Source organism: Enterococcus sp. PF1-24, from assembly GCF_029893325.1.
GTDB lineage: Bacteria > Bacillota > Bacilli > Lactobacillales > Enterococcaceae > HY326.
On sequence record NZ_JARXWL010000020.1, the window covers coordinates 33,197 to 57,845 of the forward strand.

21 protein-coding genes and 1 other annotated feature are annotated in these 24,649 nt (G+C 35.7%); of the genes, 1 reads left to right on the forward strand and 20 read right to left on the reverse strand.

The window, feature by feature from the left end:
• Nucleotides 1–50: 50 nt before the first annotated feature.
• The 17 genes from tsf to M2139_RS09800 form a co-directional block, all read right to left on the reverse strand.
• Nucleotides 51–932 (reverse strand): translation elongation factor Ts, encoded by an 882-nt coding sequence (tsf, locus tag M2139_RS09720; RefSeq protein WP_280738645.1) that lies wholly within the window; start codon nucleotides 930–932, stop codon nucleotides 51–53.
• 220 nt (nucleotides 933–1,152) lie between these two features.
• Nucleotides 1,153–1,941, reverse strand: coding sequence for a 30S ribosomal protein S2 (gene rpsB / locus M2139_RS09725; protein WP_280738646.1), 789 nt, complete (start codon nucleotides 1,939–1,941; stop codon nucleotides 1,153–1,155).
• A gap of 378 nt (nucleotides 1,942–2,319) precedes the next feature.
• Entirely contained in the window at nucleotides 2,320–3,816 is a 1,497-nt protein-coding gene (gene abc-f / locus M2139_RS09730; protein WP_280738647.1) for a ribosomal protection-like ABC-F family protein, read from the reverse strand.
• Nucleotides 3,817–4,295: 479 nt separating this feature from the next.
• On the reverse strand, nucleotides 4,296–4,649 hold the full coding sequence (locus tag M2139_RS09735; protein WP_280738648.1) for a hypothetical protein: 354 nt from the start codon (nucleotides 4,647–4,649) through the stop codon (nucleotides 4,296–4,298).
• Nucleotides 4,650–4,936: 287 nt separating this feature from the next.
• A complete protein-coding gene (argS, locus tag M2139_RS09740) occupies nucleotides 4,937–6,628 on the reverse strand; it encodes an arginine--tRNA ligase (RefSeq protein ID WP_280738649.1) in 1,692 nt (563 codons plus the stop codon).
• 81 nt (nucleotides 6,629–6,709) lie between these two features.
• Nucleotides 6,710–6,904, reverse strand: a binding site (T-box leader).
• Nucleotides 6,905–7,010: 106 nt separating this feature from the next.
• Nucleotides 7,011–7,898 (reverse strand): histidine phosphatase family protein, encoded by an 888-nt coding sequence (locus M2139_RS09745; RefSeq protein ID WP_348522606.1) that lies wholly within the window; start codon nucleotides 7,896–7,898, stop codon nucleotides 7,011–7,013.
• 185 nt (nucleotides 7,899–8,083) lie between these two features.
• Complete coding sequence (gene argF, locus M2139_RS09750; protein ID WP_280738650.1) at nucleotides 8,084–9,100, reverse strand: ornithine carbamoyltransferase; 1,017 nt, start codon at nucleotides 9,098–9,100, stop codon at nucleotides 8,084–8,086.
• A 213-nt stretch (nucleotides 9,101–9,313) separates the two neighbouring features.
• Nucleotides 9,314–10,345 carry a tRNA (adenosine(37)-N6)-threonylcarbamoyltransferase complex transferase subunit TsaD gene (tsaD, locus tag M2139_RS09755; protein WP_280738651.1) on the reverse strand — a complete coding sequence of 344 codons (1,032 nt, stop codon included), beginning with the start codon at nucleotides 10,343–10,345 and terminating at the stop codon, nucleotides 9,314–9,316.
• Nucleotides 10,345–10,803, reverse strand: a complete 459-nt coding sequence (gene rimI / locus M2139_RS09760) for a ribosomal protein S18-alanine N-acetyltransferase (RefSeq protein ID WP_280738652.1) — start codon at nucleotides 10,801–10,803, stop codon at nucleotides 10,345–10,347. Before rimI (M2139_RS09760) ends, tsaD begins: the two co-directional genes overlap by 1 nt.
• A 32-nt stretch (nucleotides 10,804–10,835) precedes the next feature.
• Complete coding sequence (gene rimI, locus M2139_RS09765) at nucleotides 10,836–11,375, reverse strand: ribosomal protein S18-alanine N-acetyltransferase (RefSeq protein ID WP_280738653.1); 540 nt, start codon at nucleotides 11,373–11,375, stop codon at nucleotides 10,836–10,838.
• The gene (gene tsaB, locus M2139_RS09770) at nucleotides 11,359–12,078 is read right to left on the reverse strand and encodes a tRNA (adenosine(37)-N6)-threonylcarbamoyltransferase complex dimerization subunit type 1 TsaB (protein ID WP_280738654.1); all 720 of its coding nucleotides are present in this window, start codon (nucleotides 12,076–12,078) and stop codon (nucleotides 11,359–11,361) included. The genes rimI (M2139_RS09765) and tsaB overlap by 17 nt, the downstream gene beginning before the upstream one ends.
• A gap of 150 nt (nucleotides 12,079–12,228) precedes the next feature.
• Nucleotides 12,229–13,884, reverse strand: a complete 1,656-nt coding sequence (locus tag M2139_RS09775; RefSeq protein ID WP_280738656.1) for a hypothetical protein — start codon at nucleotides 13,882–13,884, stop codon at nucleotides 12,229–12,231.
• A gap of 2 nt (nucleotides 13,885–13,886) precedes the next feature.
• Nucleotides 13,887–14,594, reverse strand: a complete 708-nt coding sequence (locus tag M2139_RS09780) for an ABC transporter ATP-binding protein (RefSeq protein ID WP_280738657.1) — start codon at nucleotides 14,592–14,594, stop codon at nucleotides 13,887–13,889.
• 91 nt (nucleotides 14,595–14,685) lie between these two features.
• Nucleotides 14,686–15,984 (reverse strand): asparagine--tRNA ligase, encoded by a 1,299-nt coding sequence (gene asnS, locus M2139_RS09785; protein ID WP_280738658.1) that lies wholly within the window; start codon nucleotides 15,982–15,984, stop codon nucleotides 14,686–14,688.
• Between the two features lie 115 nt (nucleotides 15,985–16,099).
• Complete coding sequence (locus M2139_RS09790) at nucleotides 16,100–17,293, reverse strand: pyridoxal phosphate-dependent aminotransferase (RefSeq protein WP_280738659.1); 1,194 nt, start codon at nucleotides 17,291–17,293, stop codon at nucleotides 16,100–16,102.
• Nucleotides 17,294–17,317: 24 nt separating this feature from the next.
• Nucleotides 17,318–17,821 (reverse strand): DUF5590 domain-containing protein, encoded by a 504-nt coding sequence (locus M2139_RS09795; RefSeq protein WP_280738660.1) that lies wholly within the window; start codon nucleotides 17,819–17,821, stop codon nucleotides 17,318–17,320.
• 110 nt (nucleotides 17,822–17,931) lie between these two features.
• Complete coding sequence (locus M2139_RS09800; RefSeq protein ID WP_280738661.1) at nucleotides 17,932–20,721, reverse strand: helicase C-terminal domain-containing protein; 2,790 nt, start codon at nucleotides 20,719–20,721, stop codon at nucleotides 17,932–17,934.
• Nucleotides 20,722–21,355: 634 nt separating this feature from the next.
• On the opposite strand from M2139_RS09800, the gene M2139_RS09805 reads away from it, so the two are divergent.
• Nucleotides 21,356–21,556: a cold-shock protein gene (locus M2139_RS09805; protein WP_280738662.1), complete on the forward strand. Its 201-nt coding sequence runs from the start codon at nucleotides 21,356–21,358 to the stop codon at nucleotides 21,554–21,556.
• Nucleotides 21,557–21,663: 107 nt separating this feature from the next.
• On the opposite strand, the gene M2139_RS09810 is transcribed toward M2139_RS09805, so the two are convergent.
• The 3 genes from M2139_RS09810 to cysK all read right to left on the reverse strand — a co-directional run bounded on the left by M2139_RS09810 (nucleotide 21,664) and on the right by cysK (nucleotide 24,424).
• Nucleotides 21,664–22,440, reverse strand: a complete 777-nt coding sequence (locus M2139_RS09810; RefSeq protein ID WP_280738663.1) for a hypothetical protein — start codon at nucleotides 22,438–22,440, stop codon at nucleotides 21,664–21,666.
• A 96-nt stretch (nucleotides 22,441–22,536) separates the two neighbouring features.
• Nucleotides 22,537–23,373 (reverse strand): DUF1803 domain-containing protein, encoded by an 837-nt coding sequence (locus tag M2139_RS09815; RefSeq protein WP_280738664.1) that lies wholly within the window; start codon nucleotides 23,371–23,373, stop codon nucleotides 22,537–22,539.
• Nucleotides 23,374–23,497: 124 nt separating this feature from the next.
• Complete coding sequence (cysK, locus tag M2139_RS09820) at nucleotides 23,498–24,424, reverse strand: cysteine synthase A (RefSeq protein ID WP_280738665.1); 927 nt, start codon at nucleotides 24,422–24,424, stop codon at nucleotides 23,498–23,500.
• Between the last annotated feature and the right edge of the window lie 225 nt (nucleotides 24,425–24,649).

Genomic DNA, 24,649 nt, shown 5'->3' on the forward strand with positions numbered 1-24,649 from the left:
AAAAAAAGGGAGCGCACTTTCATGCGTTCCCGCCTGTTATAAATAACAGTCTATTTTTTTACTTGGCTCATAACTTCTTCAACAAAGTTATCTTCACGTTTTTCGATACCTTCGCCAACTTCAAAACGTACAAATGATTTAACAGTTGCATTTTTAGAAGCGACAAATTTTTCAACAGTCATGTCTGGATCTTTAACGAAAGGTTGGTCAACCAAAGAAATTTCAGCTTTAAATTTGTTCAAACGGCCAACAACCATTTTTTCAACAATTGCTTCTGGTTTACCTTCGTTTAAAGCTTGTTCAGTTAAGATAGCTTTTTCATGTTCTAATTCAGCTTGTGGAATTTGAGCTTCATTTACATAACGAGGATTGATTGCTGCTACGTGCATCGCAACGTCTTTAGCTGCTGCTTCGTCAGTAGTGCCTTCTAAAACAGTTAATACAGCAATGCGTCCACCCATGTGTAAGTAGCCACCAAATGCAGCATTATCGTCTTTTTCAACAACTTCAAAACGACGGAAGCTGATTTTTTCACCGATTACTTGTGTTGCTTCAATTAAATCAGATTCGATAGTACCAGTTGGTGTAGTAATTTTCATTGCCGCATCAATATCAGCAGGTTTATGTTCAACCATTAAATCAGCAATATCTTTAACCAATTTTTGGAATTTATCATTTTTAGCAACGAAGTCAGTTTCAGAGTTAACTTCTACGATTGAAGCAAAATTACCATTAACTGATACTGCTGCTAAACCTTCAGCTGCAATACGATCATTTTTCTTAGCAGCTTTAGCCATACCTTTTTCACGCAATAAATCAATTGCTCTATCCATATCTCCATCAACTTCAACTAACGCTTTTTTAGCATCCATCATACCAACGCCAGTTTTGTCACGTAATTCTTTTACCATTTTAGCTGTTACATCTGCCATTTTGTGTTTCCTCCTAGTTCGTATTAAAGTATTAATTTTTCTTCTAAAAATTAGTTTGATTCTCACCACGTATATCATTCCACTAATATATTCGTTCAAGTGGAACTGACATCCTAGTTCGTATTAAAGTATTAATTTTCAATTATCTTTCAAAAAAAGCTGCTTCAAAGGAGAGTGAGGCTTGTCGCCTAGCCCTTGAAACAGCTCCATTCGTTCTTAATTATTCAGCAGCGTTGTCGCCTTCAACTACATCAACGATTTCTTCAATTGAAGAAGCTTCTTCGATTGTTGTATCAGCTACAAAATCTTCTTCTGCTACTTGATCTTCACCTTGGTTACCTTCGATGAAAGCATCAGCCATTTTAGCAGTGATTAATTTCACGGCACGGATTGCATCATCATTTGAAGGGATAACTACGTCGATTTCATCAGGATCGCAGTTTGTATCAACCATCGCTACGATTGGAATGTTCAATTTATGAGCTTCTTGAACAGCAATACGTTCTTTACGAGGGTCAACAATATACATTACATCTGGAATTCTAGGCATATCAGCGATACCACCTAAGAATTTTTCAAGACGTTCACGTTGTTTGTTTAAGCCAGCAACTTCTTTTTTAGGTAATAAATCAAAAGTTCCTTCAGCTTCCATTTTGTTGATTTCTTTCAAACGATTAATACGTTTTTGGATTGTATCCCAGTTAGTCAATGTTCCACCTAACCAACGATGGTTAACATAGAATTGACCAGAACGAATTGCTTCGTCTTTAATTGCTTCTTGAGCTTGTTTTTTAGTACCAACGAATAATGCGATACCGCCGTCTTCAGCTACAGCTTTCATGTAGTCATAAGCAACGTCTACTAATTTAACAGTTTTTTGTAAATCAATAATGTAGATTCCGTTTCTTTCTGTGAAAATGTATTTTTTCATTTTCGGGTTCCAACGACGTGTTTGGTGACCAAAGTGTACACCAGCTTCTAGCAATTGTTTCATTGAGATTACTGCCATTTTGTGTTTCCTCCAATTTTGGTTTTGTATTTCCCTCTTCCTGTTTTCAACTCTTTGAAGAACTGAATTATTTCAGCACCCCTTCGCAGATCAACAGAAATGTGGATTTTGTACTGATTCACAGCACTTTTGATAGTATACATTATTATTGTAAATATTGCAATAATATTTTCCTGAAAATAAACGACCACTACTTAGTCAAATAATTTCATATCAGATTTCAGCTTGAATCACTGGAAATTTTCTGGGATTACTGCCATTAAATACTGCCTCGTCAGTAATCTCCACGAAAAAGTTAGCTTGTATAGTTGTTATTTTCTGATTTCAATTTTTCACCAGTATCAATTTATTAACCAGTAAAATACCTCATTTTCTTTTTTATTTTACTAAATTTATAATTTTATCTGCATGAATATTTTCAATAAACTGTTGATCATGCTCAATTAAAATCATTGTTGGCTGAACAGCCAACAGTACTTCTTCAATTTGTTTCTGATTGAAAACATCTAAATAATTAAGGGGTTCATCCCAAATATACAACGCCGCCTCTTGTGAAAGGGATTTGGCAATTTCAACTTTTTTCTTTTGCCCCATACTCATAGTTTCGATATTTTGATTAAAAACATCGCGTTCCATGCCAATTTTCTTTAAATTACTTAAGAAAAGTTCATAATCCAGCTGATTTTTCTCGGAAAAATCTTTAAGGTTCCCTTGATTACTTTCGAAATTTTGTTTCACATAAGAAATCGCTAAATTCTTCGTTAAATCAATAGTACCGGCCACCTCACCTTTAAAAGTACCTAAAATCGCTTGAACTAAAGCTGATTTACCAGCGCCATTATCCCCAGCAATCACGATTTGTTGGCCCTTTTGCAAGTTAAAGCTGACTGGCGCAAATAGCGGTTCTTCACCGTAAGCTAAACCAACTGCTTCCACCGTTAAAATTCGTTGATGGTAATCCGGCGTGTATTTCATTTTTAAAGGATCAATATATTCAATGTTTTTTAGTAATTCTTCTTTATCCGCAATCGACTGATTCATACGTTTTTCTAAATTCTTGGCTTTCTTCATAACGCGAGCCGCCCGTGCTCCTACAAAACCTGTATCAGGAACGCCACCACTGCCTTTCACGCTAGCTTTGCCATATTTATCTTTTTCACGATTATTAGACCATTGCGTTTTTTCTTTAGCCGTTACTTTCAAGCGCTGGATTTCACCTTTTAGTTTTTGATTTTGTTGCTGTTCAAAAGCATCTTCTCGCTGTTTTTCTTGATCATAAGTTGAAAAATTTCCTTGATAAACACTCAACTTCCGTTTTTCGATAGAGATAATATGATCAACGGTAGCATCGACAAATTGGCGATCATGGCTAATCAGGATAAATCCTTGTTTTTTCTTTTGTAAATATTTAGCAACTAGAGTTCTTGAAGCAGCATCTAAATGATTAGTCGGCTCATCAATTAAAGGAAAAGCATTCTCCTCTAAAAAAAGTAAGCTAAGCAAGACTTTTGTTTGTTCGCCACCACTTAAAGAATTAAAAGGTCGCCAAAAGATTTCTTCGGTTAAACCCAATTGGTGAAATTCTCGTAAAAGCTGCCAATCTTCAAAATCAGCTAGTTCTTGTAAAATATAATAAGTTAATTGGCTGTCATCGGTAATCTTTTGTGGAAAATAGCTAAAAACTTCTTTATGAGAAATCTTACCAGTGTACTCGATTTCCCCTAGTAATAATTTCATTAACGTTGTTTTCCCACGACCATTTCTTCCGATAACGCCTAACTTCCAGTGACTATCAATAGCTAAATTCACCTCTTGAAACAAAGGTGTCTTTCCATCATAAGCAAAGGTTAAGTCTTTAATTTCAATTGTACTCATTAGTTTTCCCTCCAATATTCAATTATCAATCAAAAGCGGAATGAACTTGTTCAGCTTCCGCGTAAAGTGCAAGAATAAATTATAGCGGTGATTTTACCGCGAATTTCTTCTTCACTTTATCAAGAGCTAAGCTCATGTAGCTAGACTCCAATCAAAACGGAAGTGGACTTGATTAGCAGTTCCACTGTTACTCCCCCTAGTCAAACATAAAAAACGACTATCCTTTTCAAGATAGTCGTAGAAATTGAATATTGAAAATAAGCCTAGTCACTCAAATAAAATGACATACACTTTGGTTTTCCCTACTCATTGACATTAACCAATCTTGAAAAAGAACAGACCCCACCCAATTGATAATTGCGTAATTTCTATTTTGTTCTTCTTTAAAAAATTGGCTTAAAATTTCAATGCAGGAAAACCTCCTTCGCTTAATTAAATTCATCATAAACGAATTGTTGTTAAAATTCAAGGCAAAACTTTTATTTGTAGCTAATTTTTTTGATTTGTCTATAGCTAAAATAAGCTAAGGCAAAAGAAACTAGTAGATTCAAACCTAAAAACAATAGCCCCTGATAAAAGATTGGTGCCATATTTTTCATTAGTAAATTCACTAAGAAAAATGTCATAACGCCGATGACCGCAGCAACTAATACAGCCACTAACTCCCTTGATAAAACTTTTGATTGTGGTGTTACATTATCTTTAGGTAAAAAAATACTTCCTTGACTTGTGGAAACTGCATTTCTTGTTTGATTGGTATTTTGACGATCAAATTCACTATTACGAATATTGGATTTTTCTGCAAATTTTCTTTGGGCTTCCTGTGAATTCATAGCAATGCCTCCCATTTTAGCAATCATCAGTTTCACTGTATAAAGTATTTAATTGATCACTTTTTCTTATTATAACATGGTGATAGCTTTGATAAATCAGCCTTAAGAATGAAAAAAATTAGCAACCAACGTCATTTGGCGTTGGTTGCTAACCCTTTTTTTATTGTTCAGCTACAAGAGTTTGCACCATTCGATAAAGTGAAAAAGAAATTCGCGGTACAAAACACCGCTATAATTTATTTTTGCGCTTTACTCAGGTACAGAACAACTCTTTTCGCTTTTCTTGATTACATTTTATTCGGTGCTTGTAAGCCTAATAAGCGTAAATCTTCTTTCAGCAATTGAGTTACCCCGTAAACTAATGCCAAACGCGCTTGTTTGCCTTCATCTTCAACTAAAATCTTAGTGTGAGCGTAGTATTTATTGAAAGCTTGTGCTAATTTAATGGCATGTTTAGCAATGACTGATGGTTCATAGCTATCAGCCGCTTGCATAATGGTTTCAGGATATTTTTGCAATAACTTGATAATTTCCCAGCTAGCTTCGTCCGCTAAAGTATAATCGGCAGTTTCACTAGGTGTAAAGTCTGCTTTTTCTAAAATACTCATCGCCCGCGCATAAGTATATTGCACGTAAGGACCCGTTTCGCCTTCAAAACGTACGACTTCTTCCAAATTGAAATCAAAATTATTTAAGCGATCATTTTTTAAATCGTGGAAAATAACCGCACCTACACCGACCTGTTTTGCTACTTCATCTTTGTTTTCTAAATCAGGATTTTTTTCAATAATTTGTTCTTTGGCAGAGTCAATCGCTTGGTTTAACACTTCTTCAAGTAAAATAATTTTCCCTTTACGCGTAGATAATTTTTTACCCCCTTGCGTAATTAAACCAAAAGGAATATGGTGCATATCCTCTGACCAATCAAAGCCCATTTCTTTAAGTACAGCTTTTAATTGTTTAAAGTGATAACTTTGTTCATTGCCTACCACATATAATGATTTAGCAAAATTGTAATTCCGTTTACGGAAAAGTGCAGCTGCTAAATCGCGGGTAATATATAACGTTGCTCCGTCTGATTTACGAATTAAAGCGGGATTTAAATCATAAGCTGATAGATCAACAATATCGGCACCATTGTCTTCTTTTAATAAATGTTTTTCTTCCAACATTTCAATGATTTCAGCCATTTTATCATTGTAGAAAGCTTCGCCGTTTAATGAATCAAAATCAACATCTAGCATACCGTAGATTTTATTGAATTCTTGTAAAGATTCATCTCGGAACCATTGCCACAAACGAATCGCTTCGGCATCGTCTTCTTCCAATTTTTTGAACCACGCCCGCGCTTCATCTTCCAAAGTCGCGTCTTTTTCAGCTTCTTCGTGGAATTGCACGTATAAACGTAATAGCTCGCTAATTGGTTTTTCTTGAACAGCTTCTTCAGAACCCCATTTTTTGAAAGCCACAATTAATTTACCAAATTGTGTACCCCAATCGCCTAAATGGTTAATCTTTACTGGTTGATAACCAATTTTTTCTAAAATCAAAGCAATCGAATTACCGATTACCGTTGACCGTAAATGGCCCATTGAAATTGGCTTAGCAATATTTGGAGAAGACATATCAATTGGTACTTGCCCGCCATTACCGATATTTGCTGAACCAAACTGATCTTGTTCTTTTACAATTGTTTGTAAAACTTGTTGAGCAACCACGCCTTTATTCATAAAGAAATTTAGGTAAGGACCCACGACTTGAATTTTTTCAAAAGCGGTTGGATCGATTTGTTCTGCTAATTCAGCCGCAATTTGTTGTGGCGCTTTGCGAAAAGCCTTTGCTAAAGCAAACGCTGGAAAAGCTACGTCCCCATGATCCGCTGATTTAGGATTTTCTAATAAATTTTGAACTTCTGCTAATGATAAATTTTCTTTAACTACTTCATAAATTGCTAAAGCCACGACTTCTTTGTTATTCATCAATTTTTCCCCCTTGAATTAAATCTTCTAAATGGTTATCAGACATAAAAAAAGCCCCTAATGAAATTAATAATAAATTTCATTAGAGACGAGAATTCCCGCGGTACCACTCTGCTTGTTCAATCAAATTGAACCTACTTTTCTAATAACGGTAGATGGCCGTCTGTTGCCAGATTTATCTTAAGTGCGCTTCCTTATAATTGCTATATTTGGCTCTCACCCACCCAAACTCGCTGACATGTTCATTATAAGTACTCTCTTAAGCTGATAATCAATTATTAAACTAGCTAGAATTATAGCAGAATTTTTTAACAAAAGCTACTTTAAAAAAATAGGATTGCCCAATTTCTAAAAAATTGATGCAATCCTAAAAGTTATTTGTTTATTTTGCTTGGCCTTTTTCTACATAAGTTAAGTCGTTTACTGCTTCAACGATGAATTTACCATCTTTGTAAACCACTTTACACACGCTGGCGTTTTTCAAACCAGTTGCTGGTACTTCAGCATTGGCATCTAAAGATGAAACCAAAGCGGCAATTGTCATTCCATGTGAAGTTACTAAAATATTTTCTTGCCCAGCTTTTTCAGCATCAGCAACAATTTCATTCAACGCATCATTAGCACGATCAACAACTGTTTGATAATCTTCTGCTTGCCAGCTTACTTGATCAGCTGGAATTTCATTTTCAGCACCTAATTCTTCTAATTTATCAACGTCTAGTTCATGTAATGTATCAGCAAATCCGTGAATTGACTTAACAAAGCCATCTTCTGCCATCTCTGCTTGCCATTCTTCTAATGTAATCCCTTGTTTTTCAGCAATTGCTGTCCACATATCTTCATTTGGCATGCCTTCATAAGTTCCGAAATTGAATTCTCGTAAACGTTTATCTTCATGAATGGTATCAATTAAATCTGCTTGACCGTTATTTTCTAAAACTAAAGTTGCTGTTTCAACAGCTCGACCACTATCACTTGAATAAACCGCATCAAATTCAACATCTGTTAAACCTTTACCTAAAGATTCTGCCACTTCAACGCCAATTGGTGTTAAAGGTGCATCAATCCACCCTTGAGAGCGATCTGTCGTATTTAACATCGTTTTTCCATGACGGGCAATATAAATATTAATTTGTTCCGGTGCATCTTTAACTACAGTTTCTTTCGTATCCGCAGTTGACGAATCTGTTGTTGCAGCAGTATCTTGACACGCTGCCAAACACATAACTAATCCTAAAACACCTAATAATTTTGTTGCTTTTTTCATCATTTCATTCCCCCAAAAATATTTTTTTGCTGAACTTGATGGCGTAATAATGGCGTAAAAAAAACCTAATCAATGTCCAAAAAATAGACATTAATTAGGTTTGGCTTAACTTAATAATCACCATCCGTATCAACAATCTTACTATACACCAAGGTTGAAAGCGGTGTCAACGGTTTTATTTGATTTTTTTAGACTTTAGGAATAAATAAATTTCCTAACGTCACAGCCATAATCGCTTTGATAGAATGAAGTCGATTTTCAGCTTGTTGAAATTGGCGACCGTAACTACTATTGAAGGCTTCATCGGTGATTTCCATCTCGTTAATTCCGAATTTTTGATAAATTTCTTGGGCGTATTCAGTTTCTAAATTATGAAAAGCTGGCAAACAGTGTAAGAGAATTAATTTTGGATTTTTAGTTTGTTCAATCATCGCCATGTTGATTTGATAAGGCATTAACAATTCAATCCGTTCTGCAAATTTATCTTCTTCACCCATGGACACCCAGACATCAGTATATAATACATCAGCATTTAAAACACCGTTAGCCACATCAGCAGTAACTGTAATTTTTGCCCCTGATGTTGTGGCAAATTTTTCTGCTAATGCTATAATTTCGGTTGCTGGTTGCAAAGCTGTTGGCGCTACAATTGTCACATTGGTTCCTAAAATCGCCCCCGTCACCAATAGCGAACTAGCTACATTATTACGACCATCCCCTACATAAACTAAATTAATCCCCCCAACACAGCCAAAATTTTCTTGAATCGTCAAAAAATCCGCAATCATTTGTGTGGGATGCCAAGTATCTGTTAAACCATTCCAAACGGGTACCCCCGCATATTCAGCTAAAGTTTCTGCGGTAGTTTGCTTAAAGCCACGAAACTCAATGCCTTCAAACATACTCCCCAACACTTGTGCCGTATCTGCTACCGATTCTTTTTTCCCTAATTGAATATCATTGATTCCTAAAAATTCTGGCTGCGCCCCCAAATCAACAGCCGCAGTTGTAAAAGCCGCTCTAGTTCGCGTAGAAGTTTTTTCAAACAACAAAGCAATATTTTTACCAGCTAAATATTTATGAGAAATGCCTTGTTTCTTCATAGCTTTTAAATGTTGGGAAAAATCAATTAAATATTGTAATTCATCTTTTGTAAAATCTTTCTCTGATAAAAAACTTCTTCCTTGAAAAATTGATTGCATCATTTTTTTATCTCTCCCTACTTCATTTTTTGATAACGATATTTATACATTTCAGCAACTAAAAAGTTTAAAACATCCATTAAACACCAAAAATATTACACTTCGATGAATTTTTATACATTATAACAGACTTTTATTTTATTTTCTATCATTTTTAAACAAAAAAATTCAGAAACTAGCTGAAAGTTTCTTCAGGAATAGTTTCTGAATCTTTTTTTATCTTTCTTGTGAAAAAATTAAGCTAGGTTTTGCATTTAAATCTAATTCAGCAAAATGACCTTTTTGTGCTTCAATGTAAGCCGCTGCTCCAATCATCGCCGCATTATCACCACATAAACGTAAAGGCGGAATGATTAAGGGCATGATTGGAAAGTTTTCTGCTACCATTTCCGCCATGCCTTGTTTCAAACCTTGGTTGGCTGCCACGCCACCGGCTATAATTAATTGTTTAACTGGATATTGTTGACAAGCTCGTTTGGTTTTTTCAACTAAAACTTCAACCACACTGGCTTGAAAGCTGGCTGCTAAATCAGCTGGCACTAAAACTTCAGCTCTCTGCTCAGCATTGTGAACCAAATTAATAAAGGCACTTTTTAAGCCACTAAAACTAAAATCAAGATTATCTTCATGAATCATCGCTCGTGGGAAATGATAGGTATCACTGCCTTGTTGCGCTAACTCATCTAAAGCTTTCCCACTGGGATAAGGCAAACCTAAAATCCGCCCGACTTTATCATAAGCTTCACCAGCGGCATCATCACGGGTCTCACCAATTACTTCAAAAGAGCCATCTTCCACCATATAGACTAATTCCGTATGGCCGCCACTGACTAACAGCGCCATTAAAGGAAACTCCAACGGCTGCACAAATTTAGCGGCATAAATATGCCCTGCCATATGATTGACTGGAATCAACGGTAAATCATGCGCCCAAGCAAAAGCTTTAGCTGCAGAAACACCAATCAGTAATGACCCCACTAAACCGGGACCGTAAGTTACTGCCACCGCTGTTAAATCAGCCGGGGTAATTTCCGCTTCCAACAAAGCATCATCAATACATAAAGTAATTTGTTCAACATGATGACGACTAGCTACTTCCGGCACGACGCCACCAAAGCGACGATGACTTTTAATTTGTGATGCGACAATATTTGTTAAAATTTTCTCGCCATCCGCAATTACTGCAACGCTAGTTTCATCACAGCTGCTTTCAATGGCTAAAATTAATTCATTTATTTGCTTAGACATTATTTCTTCCTCAATTTCTTTTGCATAACGATGCCGTTTTCTAAAGGATTTTGATAGTATTTTTTTCGCAAAGCTACCGAAGTAAAACAATTTTTCTGATAAAGGCATTGGGCTGCTTGATTGGATTCACGAACTTCTAAAAAAAGTAATTGAACTGCTTTTTCTTGCAGTTTAACCTCTAACTCATTTAAAAGCGCTTTGGCGATTCCTTGACCTTGAAAAGTTTTTTTCACAGCCACGTTGATAATTTCACCTTCATCTAAAAAACTATGATAGCCGAGATAGGCTACTAACTGGTTTTCTTCCATGTAAAGCAAATAATGACTATGTTCATTTTCTAAATCACTTAAAAACTGGCTGGCCTTCCAAGGCGCACCAAAAGTATAGCTTTCTTGGCTTAATTGCCATAATTTTTCAGCTAAATCAGCTTTCTCGAAAATCTCTGCTGCTACAAACACGTTCAGGCCTCACTTAATTTAATCTTTTATCATTACTGTAAATACTTTATCATAGCTAAAGCATCTTCATTTGTTTCGTTATAATATTTTTTACGAATCCGCTGAGAGACAAAACCTAATTTCCGATAAAGACGCTGAGCGTCTTTATTGCCCATACGGACTTCTAAACTCATGGTTTCACAGCGATATTCTACTGCAAATTTTTCAACTTCTATCATTAAAAAAGTGCCGATGCCAGCTTTTTGAAATTTAGGTTTCACTGCAAAATTAGTTATATGGGCATCACTGCCAATTACGCGACAACCAATAAAAGCAATTACCAAATCATTTTTATCAAAAAGCCCAAGATACAAATGAGGAATCCGCGAACGAATTTCAGAAGTAAAAGCACTTTTTTTCCAGGGCAACTCGCCATGGTAAATTTCCCTCTCTAAATCTAAGAGCTGTTTGACATCTTCAACGGCTAACCCTCGCACCAGAAACTCTTGATTGAGGAAATTGACTTGTTTTTGGGGAAATTCTTTTTTTGCAGAACCAAAATTTATAATAAATCGTTTAAATTTTTTCAACATAATTTTGATCTTCCTCTTGGTTGGTCGCTAACCATTTTTCTTCAGCTTCCACCCGTTTTAAATATTTAGGTAAAAAGCTATGCACATCAGCAACTGGCTGGGCGTTTTCTCCTAACAAAGCTACGACAGCACCACTAGGTAGATCCCAGTGAGGTTCTTGATTAATTTCTGCATGAGGTAGGCCTGCTTTAATTTTCTCTTGAAACTTCGCAACATCACTACCTACGAAATAAACTTTTTGACCTTCAGGAATTTTTGTTAATAAATCCGTTAAAGCAATATGTTGATCAGCTAACTGATTGACTAACTCCCCGGCTTGCCACTGATAAATTCCCGCATAAACATTTTCCCGCCGGGCATCAAATAGTGGAATAATCCAACCTTCTCGACTTACGCAATTCGCTGCTAAAGCTTGCAAACTAGAGACACCGACTAATTCTTGATTTAAGGTATAAACTAAAGTTTTAGCGACAGTCACACCAATTCGTAAACCAGTGTAAGAACCAGGGCCTTCTGCGACAACAATCCGTTGAATTGCTTTAGGCGTTAAACCGAGACTTTTTACTAAAGTATCAATCGCTGGCATTAAAGCAATACTATGATTTTGTTTTACATTCAGTTGAATTTGACCTAACACCTGCTTATCTTCAACAACTCCGACTGCTAAAGCTTGGTTAGAAGTATCAATTCCTAAAGTTATCATTCAAAATCCCTCTCTTAATCCACATTGACAATGGCATTATTTTAGCACAAGTTCCCCTCTATAAAAAGCCAAGAAAGCTATTTTCTTGTTAAAGCAATTAAAAAAAACGAAAATCCGTGATCTCTCAGAAGATTTTCGTTTTATTTTTTATTAATGGCGAATTTTAAATGTTTTTGGTGCTACGCGATAAATCACTACTAAGCCAATCGCAACATACAATAAGCTAACAACTGAAACAATCACTAAATAAATCGTGCCAGCAGTTTTTATCTGCATATTTCCATAGGCAAAGCCATAAAAAATGCCAGCAATCACTTTATAGGCTGGGTTTTGCACCTCCAAATCATCTGTAAATGGCTGTAATAAATAGTAAATAAACAGCTCATGAAAAGAAAATAAGAAAGTTAAACTCACCAACAGCAATAACAATACCGCAAAAAATGAAAGACTTAAATAAAAACCATTAGCAACGTGCAACAATAAAAAGAGACCGAAAATCCCCACAATAATAATTGAATTGTAATAAAAAATTTGTCTTAGGCGATAACCAAAACCTTTTAAAATCGTTCTTGGTTCCCGATAAAAAGGATAATATAACATCGAAACATCACAATTTACAAAAATCATTTGAACGATTTCTTTACCGAAAGATAGGAAATACATGATTAAAAATAACGATGGCATTAAGCGCGAAGTTATTTCTTCTGTTAAAAATTGCCAACCATCCAAAATCCCTACTCCAACAATTATTAATGCTGTAACAGCAAAACCAATACCGATATATTTTAAGCGCTGATTAAAAGCCCCGCGATAGCGACTGAATAACAAAGCATTCAAATAATCATTACCACTTAGTTTTTCAACCCGTTCGTTGTGGGTTAATGTTAAATGCTTTTGCATTTTAATCCCTTGACCGATATATTGGGCGTTATTTCGTTTAGTTGTTTCTGATTTAGAATAAGTAAAAGCGGAACGACTCACAGCTAAATCAATATATTCTTGATTGCGACGATAGTTCCAAACTAAATAAAAAACGACCACACTTAAAAGGATTAGCAATAATAAAACTAATGGTTGTAATAATAATTGATTGTTGATTCCATCAGGCAAGAACCAATAACAAGCAATTACAGCAGCAGTAGTGATGACGTAAAAAATGATGCCCGTCAACCAACGAAATGCTGGCTTTTTAACAAATGCTAATTGTAAACTATTCCCCAGCAACATAAAAAGAAAATTAGCCGTTACATAACTAAAGAAAATAAAAATCATCATATGCAACGGTTTCCCGATAATAGCACCATAAATTAAAGCCGCTGGCAAATAAAACAGACCTTGCTTCCACACTTCAACAAAACGTTGCCCTAAAATAAAATGCTTTTTCGATAAAAGAAACTCTTGATAAAAAGCAATCATCTCTTTAGGCAATATCGCCCAAAACTGATTACCAAAACCGCCCATAATCGCTACTAGCATAAACCACAGCATTAAACTTCCCGGCAAAAATTCTTGCACCGCTTCACTAAAATTGCGCCCTTCATCAAAACGCCAAACCGCTAAAATATGCAAGCCAACAGTAAAAACAAGCACCAAGATTTTTTTTACAAAAGCCATCAAAAAACTAACCAGTGTTGCCAAAATTGCAAAAGCTTGTTTAAATTCATAGGCTGCGAAAATGTCAGCCGTGATTAGATTTTTTAGCCCAGGAATTTTTCTTAAAAAATAGAAAAAACCATTAATTTTTTTATTTATGCGATACCGAAAAAATAGCCAATCTTCTCTGAGAAAACTCTGCATTTCTTTCATGCTTAGTCTCCTTTCTCAGTTAATAATTGCACAACTTCTTCTTCAAAATTCTTATCATGAATTTTATCAGCTAAGACGCCTTGTAATTTGCCTTTATTTAATAAGACGACTTCATCACATAAATCTTGTGCTAATTGTAAAATATGTGTAGAAAAAATGACAACTGAATATTCTTTCATCCCTAAAATCAATTCTTTCATTTCATGGGCCGCCACTACGTCAAATGAAGTTAATGGTTCATCTAATAGCAAAACGGGTGGTCTTACCATTAAAGAAACTAACATCTGAACTTTATTTTGCATCCCGTGAGAGAAATCTTTTAACAAACGATGTTGGTCTTCTTGCTTAATCCCTACGGAAGATAAATACTCTTCAGGTGTTTTTTCATCAAGGATACGTGCTTTGTTAACATCAATAAAAAATCTAACAAATTCATAGGCCGTCATAAACATCGGTACATGAGGCGAAGTATAAACAAAGCCAATTTCCGTATCGGCATAATTCAATTCTTTTTGTGAATCACTCACTAAGGCAATTTCGCCACTATCAATCGCTAAATTTTTTGAAATACAATTAAATAATGTCGTTTTCCCCGCACCGTTGCGCCCCAGCAAACCGTAGATTTTACCTTTTTCAAAATGAAAACTAGCATCATCAATAATCGTTTTTTCATCAAACTTCTTGCTTACATGCTCCAATACTAAGTCCATAACCAACCTTCTTTTCTTGAGAAATTTTAGTTTCTATTTACTAAAAGCTAGAAATCAGCCTTCGCCAATTTCTAGCTTAAAATTTTATCTTTTATGGATAAATACGGTTTAATAAACGTGGGAATGGAATTGCTTCACGTACGTGTTCAATCCCTGTTAACCAAGTGACCGTCCGCTCTAAACCTAAACCGAAGCCAGCGTGAGGAACACTACCATATTTACGTAAATCTAAATACCATGAATATTCATTTTCATCTAAGCCATGAGCTTTGATTTGTTCTAATAAATAATCAAAATCAACCGCCCGCTCAGAACCACCAATGATTTCCCCATAACCTTCAGGGGCAATCATATCTGCACAAATGACAACATCATCGCGTGTTGGATGTGGTTTCATGTAGAAAGGTTTAATCGCTTTTGGATAATTTAAGATGAAAACGGGTTGCTCAAATGAGTTAGCGATAAAGGTTTCATGTGGTGAACCAAAATCATCACCCCATTGAATATCATCAAAACCATTTTTTTGCAACAACTCAACTGCTTCATCATAACTAATCCGCGGAAACGGTAATTTAGTATATTTTTTCAAAAGTTCAACATCTCTACCTAAAACATCTAAAGCATACTCGCAATTATCAATGACGCTTTGTACTAAAAAGGCCACATATTGTTCTTGCACTTCTAAGCTTTCTTCTTGGTGCATAAAAGCCATTTCAGGTTCAATCATCCAAAATTCAATTAAATGACGACGTGTTTTTGATTTTTCAGCCCGGAAAGTTGGACCAAAAGAGAAAACTTTGCCGAAAGCCATCGCAGCAGCTTCCATATATAATTGACCACTTTGTGATAAATAAGCTTTTTGATCAAAATAATTAGTTTCAAATAAATCGGTTGTACCTTCTGGTGCAGAACCAGTTAAAATCGGCGGATCAATTTTAACAAAATTATTTTTATTGAAAAATTCATAAGTAGCCCGAATAATTTCGTTACGCACTTGCATAATTGCGTGCTGACGAGAAGAACGCAACCATAAATGACGATGATCCATTAAGAAATCAGTACCGTGTTCTTTTGGGGTAATTGGATATTCATGACTTTCGCCAATTACTTCAAGGGCGGTTACGCCAATTTCATAACCAAATTTTGAACGGCTATCTTCACGAATTTGGCCAGTAATCAAAACAGATGTTTCTTGTGTTAAGTTTTTCGCTAATTGGAAAACTTCTTCAGGTACTTCACTTTTCACGACAATTCCTTGAAAATAAGCAGTCCCATCTCTAAGTTGTAAAAAAGCAATTTTGCCGCTAGAGCGTTTGTTGGCTACCCAAGCACCAATTTGAACAATTTCACCTACGTGATTTTTTGCTTCAATAATTTGAATTTGTTCCACTGTTGACTCTCCTCTTACTTGTAATAATGTTTTCTGCCCCATTATCACATTCTTTTATTAGTTAAGCAAGTTTGCCTACAACCAATTATCCCGAATTAGCTTGACTTCTAATAAATTATTTTGCTGCACTCTTAGCTTCAATAAAATCAGCAATTCTCTGAATCGCGGCTTTTAAAGTCTCTAAATCTGCTGCATAGCTGATACGCACGTTTTCTGGTGCCCCAAAGCCTTCACCAGTCACTAAGGCTACATGGGCTTCTTCCAATAAATCATCCACCCATTTAGTAACATTATCATAACCACAAATCGCTAAAGTTTCTTTTACATTAGGAAACAGATAAAAAGCACCTTGTGGTTTGACTAACTTCACGCCTGGTAAAGCAGCCACTAACGGATACACTTCATCTAAGCGGGCTTCAAAAGCTTGCCGCATTTCTTCGACAGTTTCTTGTGTGCCAGTCAGCCCTTCTAAAGCTGCATATTGACTTACAGCAGCTGGGTTGCTGGTTGATTGTGAAGCAATATCAATCATCGCTTTGATGATTTCGCTATCGCCAATCGCATAACCAATCCGCCAGCCAGTCATGGCATAAGATTTTGAAGCACCGTTAATAATAATCGTTTGTTTGCGAATTTCTTCAGAAACTGTCGCAATCGGAGTAAATTGATGACCATGATAAACCAAACGTCCATAAATATCGTCAGCAACAATTAAAATATTATTGGCAACTGCCCAATTACCAATGGCTAGCAATTCTTCTTTGGTATAAATCATACCTGTTGGATTAGATGGTGAATTTAAAATAATCGCTTTGGTCTTTTCAGAACGAGCAGCTTCTAATTGTGCCACGGTCGCTTTAAAGTGATCTTCTTCTTTACAAGTTACAAAAACTGGTGTGCCATCGGCTAATTTCACTTGCTCAGCATAACTCACCCAATAAGGCAAAGGAATAATGACTTCATCCCCTTGATCTAAAATTGCTTGGAATAAATTGTAAAGCGCTGATTTCGCCCCATCAGTGATAATCACTTGGCTCATCTCATAAGTTAAACCATAATAAGTTTCAATGTGCTCAACAACCGCTTGTCGCAACTCCGGAATCCCAGCAGATGGTGTATAGTAGCTGGCTTTACCAGATTGAATCGCCTGAATGGCTGCCTCTTGAATATTTTTAGGTGTTACAAAATCAGGTTCTCCGACAGTTAAACTTAATACATCAATGCCTTTAGCTTTTAAAGCTTTCGCTTTAGCCGCTGCTGCAAGTGTTACTGATGGCTCTAATCTTTCAGCCCGTTTCGAAAGTTTCATCCTACATAACTCCTTCATTTTTTTCTAAATATTAGCAACTACCTTCACTTCTTTACCAGTTTCAAAAGAAAATAGATAGTATGTTAATTCCTCACTTTGTTCGTCTTGTCCGACAACTTCCCAAATGACTTGGTCTTCGTAAAAACCAATCCCGATTTTTTTAATCATTGGGTCGTTATAATCTTCTCGCACAATCGCTCGGATTGCTGGTTCATTTAAACCATCTTGTTGAGAGACCACTTCGATTTCTTGACCATCTTGAGCAATCACAACAATGATATCTTCCCCAGCGCCAGTCTCGCCAGAAACGCTAAAATAAGTTTTATGGCCATTGAACCAATAAAAATTCTCTACCGTCTCTAAGTCCGCATATTCTTCGGCAATTGCGATGGCTTCTCGTTTCGCTTGGCGGGTTGGACGTGTTGTTCGATAAAGCAACATCCCGACTGCTATCGCTATCATCACAACGCCAATTGAAGCCGCTAATAAAATAATTGAGATTTTCTCTTTTTTCACTTGTTTTTCCAAAAGAAAAGCCCCTAACTCAGTTTAATGTATTATTTTTCTCTCTACTATGTTTCATTTACTAGAGAAAGATTTTGATTAGTATTCATTATAGCAGATTCCGCAAGAGAGATTTAGTCTTCTTGCGGATTTTTTGTTAAAAATTTTTGTGTTTCTTCCAAAATTTCGGTTAAAGGAGCTTCTTGAATCGCTAAACTTTCAGGAAAAGCCTTTAATAATTGGCGACTGTAGCTAGCGGTAATCAGGCGGCGATCCAAAACAATCATGACACCTTGATCATTTTTTGAACGAATTAAACGCCCTAGCGCCTGCCGTAAACGCATCGCAGCTTTAGGAATCGCTTCTTGATAAAAAGTATTAACGCCCTGCTCCTCTAAATAATGATAGTAGGCTTTAACAAAAGGCCGTTGTGGATTTTCAAATGGCAGACGAGTTACCACTAATAACTGTAAAGTATCTCCTGGTAAATCAATGCCTTCCCAAAAGCTATCAGCCCCTAACAAAACTGCATTATCAGATAAAAAGAAACGTTTTAAAAGTTTCTCACGCCCACCACTAATGCCTTGCGCTAACAGTTCTCTGCCTTCATCAAGCATCTCACTATGTAAAGCATAAAAAACTTTTTGCAGTACATCATGAGCCGTAAATAAAACTAAAAGTCGGCGGTTTTCTTGTTTAATAATTTCTTTCAAATTAGCAATAATCTCTTGATTATACTGAGCAGGCGTTACTTTCCCCACGTCTACCCCTTCATCTAAAACAAATAATTTCACTTGTTTTTCAAAATCATAAGGATTCGCTAACACTTTAACTTTGGTTTCAGGGATTCCCCAACGCTGTGGGAAATAATGACGATTGTTGCCGATTTTCATAGTCCCACCCAAAAAAAGCACTTTGGGATAACGCTGATACCAAGTCGTTTTCTCTAATAAGGCCCCTTGAAAATCAATGGTAAACAAGACTAAATCTTCTTTTTTCGGGTCATAATAATAGCAATGAACAATTTGCGGTTGCCAATTTTGCGTCCAAGCTTCAAAAATTCGTTGATATTTTTCCGTAAAGGCAAACAATTGAAAGAGTTCCCCGTACAAACGAGCTTCATAAGCTTGCCAGCTCCCTAAAGTCGTTAATAACTCTTGATGAATCTCCCGTTGTAAAGTCAGTAAATCACTATAAAGCAACAAAATTTGCTGCAACTTCGCAAAACCAAAAGCTGAAAGACTTTCAATTTGTTGCTTTTCAAACATTCCTTCTACCCGTTGATAATTGCTATTTTTTTCTTTTGGCAATAACTTAATCAGTTGTGGGAAAAAATCTTGTTGTTCTTCTAATAAATCTTCTAAAATTCGCTGTAATAAAGCCAGTTCTCTTGAAAGATTTTGATTACTTTGACAAACTCCTTGCAATTCTTCAAAAATTTGTTCTGCTGCTAAAACTTGTTGAATTTTCTTTTGAAAAGCATTAACTGAAAATTGCTCTTGGCTGATTTTTTCTAATTGCGTATGTAAATGATGAGCTTCATCAATCAGTAAATAATCACTGGCTGGCAATTGCACTGTTTCCCGCACGCTTTCTTGCGCCAAATAAGCATGATTGACAATTAAAAAATTACTCTGTTGCATTTTCCGCTGTAAATGCAATAAGAAATCCGCTTGATAAAAGGGTTGGTTTTCAGATAAGTAGTTGCTCCCTTGATGACAAACTTCTTGCCAAAATACATGGGATAAATTGGTCATTTGCAATTCATCAAAATCACCAGTCGTCGTTTCCGTCAACCAAACTAACACCGCCATTTGATATAAGGCATACTGTTTTTGCTGCACTGGGGCAGCTAAACTATGATAGAAACGTTGCAAATCCAAATAATGCCGTGAACTTTTAACTAAAGTGGCTTGAATTTTTTTATCTAAAACTTGATTTAATAAAGGAATATCCTTATTTAAAATTTGTTGCTGTAAAACAATTGAAGCGGTACTAATAATCGCAGGCTTTTCCGGTGTAGCTAAATAGCTTAATGGCAACAAATAGCCAATCGTTTTACCTAAGCCCGTAGCTGCTTCAATCACCAAATTTTTATCAGGACTGGTGGTATAATGCTTATAAACTAAGTTCATCAATTGATTTTGCTCTTTACGAACTTCTAAATTCTCTTTAAAAACTTTCTTTTTCGCCGCGGCTGCTTTAGGATATTTTTTTTCAGAATAATAATCTTCCTGATATAAAGTCACTTCTTTTTTTCTAAGAGCGATACCGGCAATCACTTGCAAATTATCAGCTAAAGGTTGTGGCTCTTGCCGCATTTCCTCTAAATTTTGCAAAATAAACTGGCTAGTTTCCATCCCCGTCAAATTGCTTAATTCGGCGATTTTCTCTAAAGTAATTAATGGTAAAGCCCGCATGCGTTTTTGAATCAGTAATAAAAGCTCGGCAGTTACTTCGGCGTCGCTATCGGCTTGATGAGGATTATCGTGAACTAAGCCTAAAGATTCTGCCAAATCCCCTAAACGAAAACTCATTTCCGTTGGTAAAAAAATCTGCGCTAACTCCACTGTATCAATCCCGGCAATTGTCAATGCCGGAACACCACAGCGTTGCAACTCGTGATTCAAAAATTTATAGTCAAAATAAATATTGTGGGCCACAAAAATCGTGTCCGCTAATAAATTGTAAATCGTCAAAGCAACATCTTCAAAATAAGGCGCTTTTTGTACCCGTCCATTTGAAATACCTGTTAAACTTTGGATTTGTTTAGAAATCATTTGATTGGGATTAATATCAGTTGCAAAACGCGTAACGATTTCGTCGTTTTCTACTAATACACAGCCAAATTGAATGATGCGATCTTTTTTCGGATCAGTTCCAGTCGTTTCAATATCCACAACTGCATATGTAGTCTTTTTCATAAAGCTCCTCTCGTTTCACATTTTTTCACTGTTTCTCAAAATTATACTACAAAAAGATATCTAGTTGAACTTTATTAAAGAAAAATATCGTTAAATCGCAATGCGTAATGAACTCGTGTAGTAAGACAACACAAAAAAACCACCACAATTAGATGTGGTGGAAATGAAGGTTGTTATTTACTCTTGGTAGGAGTAAGTATGAAAAACCAATTCGGGATAATTGGCATACATCAATAATAACGCATTCTCTTTTATTTTACATGAGTAACTCGTAGCGATTTGCTAAGATTTTTATTAGAAAACTTAACGTTTGATTTAATAAATGAGCAATCTTTTTAATTTTTTAGAAAAGGGCTTACACTGCTATTAATAGAAAAGTCGACCAAATTCCTTTTTCCCAGTAAAAAAACACATATCTTTTACAATAAAAAGCTAGTTTATCCCTTGATATTTCAAATATTTTCCCAAGAAATCCTTTTCAAAAAAAATATGATTTGCACTAGCTATTCCTTTTAGGGTATGTTACAATCTTAATTGTAGTTTCTGTTCGGTAATGTGGTAGCTTGTTTCAGATAAACATCTTCCTATTCACCAATAAGTAATTGCAAAAACATTTTCTAGGAGGATTTTTATTATGGAAACAGGTACAGTAAAATGGTTTAACGCAGACAAAGGTTTTGGATTTATCACAGCAGAAAGCGGAAACGATGTATTCGTACATTTCTCAGCTATCCAAGGTGACGGCTTCAAAACTTTAGAAGAAGGCCAAGCAGTAACTTTTGATGTTGAAGATGGTCAACGTGGCCCTCAAGCAACTAACGTTAACAAAGCTTAATTAACTTAATTAGTCTGTTAAAGGACTGGCAATTGCCAGTCCTTTTTTTGCGAACTTTTTTATACAAAAAAGGATACTACCTTTGCGATAGTATCCTTTTGAAATTATTAATCTTGTGAGAAGTAACCGCCGTTACGTTCCATTTCTTGTTGATCTTCTTCAATTAAACCACTTAATGAACGCTCTAAGACAGATTTACGGTTATTATCAAATAAGCCTTTTTTCTTGCCTAATTTTTTATATTCACTACGAGTCATTTTTGCTTGAGGTTTTTCAATTTTAAATTGAGAAACAGTTGGCTCATCTTCATGGCTCTTGCTTTGATAAGCAGCTGGTTCTGTATCAAACATTATTAATGAGCTAGAGCGTTTTCTCATAGCATCAATTAGTTCAACATTAGTGATTTCATTTTCCACTTTATCAGGAATCACTGAAGCTGGTACATAAGTTGGCACAAATTTCTTGGCGTTAGCTTTTGCTACAGCTGAGCTTTCTCTTGGCACTTCGTAAGCTGAAGTAGGCTCTTGATGATTCCGTGGCACATAGCTAGTTTGATTCACATTACCACCAAATAATTGTGTCTTACCTGTTGGTGTTTTTTCAATCCGATTTCTTTTGCCGTAATCAGGTAAGTTAGCACGGTGGCGACTTAACTCTTCTTGTTGGGCAATACTATGACCAGACTTCTCTTGAGCAGCTTTCGAGTGACGACGCAAAGAACGTCGATCCTCATAATCACTACCACCAAAAGATGCAGTAATAATCGTATCGTTATCTTCAAATAAACGACGACGTTTTTCTCTTCTAATTTTTACACCAATTTCATCATCATACACTGGGAAGCGTGCATGTTTTCTTTTAATATTCACAACACTGTTTTCCATTAAATCCATCCTATCATTTTTTCACATTTACTATTAATATTTTAGCACATGCCCATGAAAGATACTACTTATTCGCGTTTTTTTATCATTTTTTTATTATTTTTCGGCTATTTCATAAAAAGCGATTGAAGAAAGCCCTGCTTCAGCTAATAAATAATCAAAATAATACCATTTTTGATAAAGATCAGTAGTTGTATCTTGACTAAAAGTTAAATCCGTTAAAGCTTCCGGCAAAGCCAGCAAATGAGTTTTCACTTCTGGCAAAATAATTTCATTAGCTAGTTGGTTGATTACCAGCGTTTCTTTTAAAGCAGTTAAAAAAATACTCTCACGATTTTTTTTACCATTTTTGATATTTTCCATAATCAAAGCCACTTGATTCAGAAAATAATCAGGATTAACATCACCAATTAAAGTTTCCACGCTTTGAAGATTACTAGGCATCTCCAAGCCATTTTGCAAAATATAAAAATAATCTGCTAATTGTTGCTGATTTTCTACTTTTTTAACAATATGAGTAAATTGTAGTTTTTGATTTTTTGATAGACGCTTTTCATAAAAAGGCACTATTTCACTAGTTGCAAAAAAATAATCTGTATCTTCAAACCAAAGCTCATATAAGCGATTAAAAAAAGCTAACTTTTCGGCATCAACCACCGGAAAACCAAAATCCAATTTAGGATAATCTAGCTTTTTCTCCGCAATTATCGAAAAAGCTAAAGTATAACGACGATTTTCTCGCAAGATTAAGCCCGCCTGAATCATTTTTTCTAAAAGGGCTTCAAAGTTTTTTTGGGGAAATTGCTTTTTCAAACTCCGCAAAATAATTTCGGTTTCTTGATGCTCTTGAAAATAAGCAACAATCTCACTAAAAAGTGGCTGGTTAATTATTTTTTGATACTGCTTATTTTGTTGATTATAATAAAAATTCAAAGTTTCACCACTTTCAAAAAATCTCAGTTCTCTTAAAAATTTTAGCATATTTCACTTTTGATTGATAGCTAAATAGCCATTACAACCCACTTGCGAGAATTGTAATGGCTATTATTATTAATAACTAATCAAAATCATATAAAGCAGTAGACAAATAGCGCTCACCATTATCTGGTACGATTGCTAAAACTTTTTTGCCTGCTCCTAGTTCTTTAGCCGTTTGAATTGCTGCAAAGATGGCTGCTCCTGCCGAAATCCCTACTAGGATGCCCTCTTTTTGTCCGACTGCTCGTGCAGTTGCTATAGCATCGTCGCCGGCTACATCAATTAAACGATCATAAACATTAGTATCCAAAATTTTAGGAATGAACCCTGCGCCAATCCCTTGAATTTTATGAGGTCCAGCTGGTTCACCAGCTAAAACAGCTGATTCTTTCGGCTCAACAGCTACAATTTCGATTTCAGGGTAAATTCGTTTTAGTTCCCGACCGACGCCTGTTAACGTGCCACCAGTTCCGACACCAGCAACAAAAGCATCTAAGCCATGATATTCAAAAGCTTCCTGAATTTCACGCGCCGTCGTTCTTTCATGAACAGCTGGATTAGCAGGATTATCAAATTGTAAAGGCATAAAATAATTATTTGCAGCTTCTAACTCACTAGCCTTAGCAATTGACCCTTTCATCCCTTCCGCACCTGGTGTCAAAATTAATTCAGCTCCATAAGCTTTCATCAGTTTTTGTCGCTCAACGCTCATGGTATCAGGCATCACAATAATCACATGGTAGCCTTTCGCCGCCCCCACCATCGCTAAACCAATCCCGGTGTTCCCTGAAGTTGCTTCAATAATAGTATCGCCAGCTTTCAATTTACCATCTATTTCAGCTTGTTCAATCATCCCTAAAGCAATCCGATCTTTCACGCTGCTTCCAGGATTGAAAAACTCTAATTTAACAAAAATGTCTGCTGCTCCTTCTGGAACAACTTGGTTTAATTTAACAATCGGGGTTTTGCCAATTAATTCGGTAATTGATAAATGAATTTCATTCATAATTTACGCCTCCAATAATTACTTAGATAAGGTAGCCCATTAGCCAAAGCTACTTACTACTATAAAATTATCATAACTAATTTTATAAAACAATGCGAATGAAAAGACTTAGCAATTTATTTTCCACAACAAAAAGGGGCTGTGACAAAAGTCTCTAACAAAAAACGCATGAAATAACGAAAAATCGTTCATTTCATGCGTTTTTTCTAGTAAAATAAAAAAGAA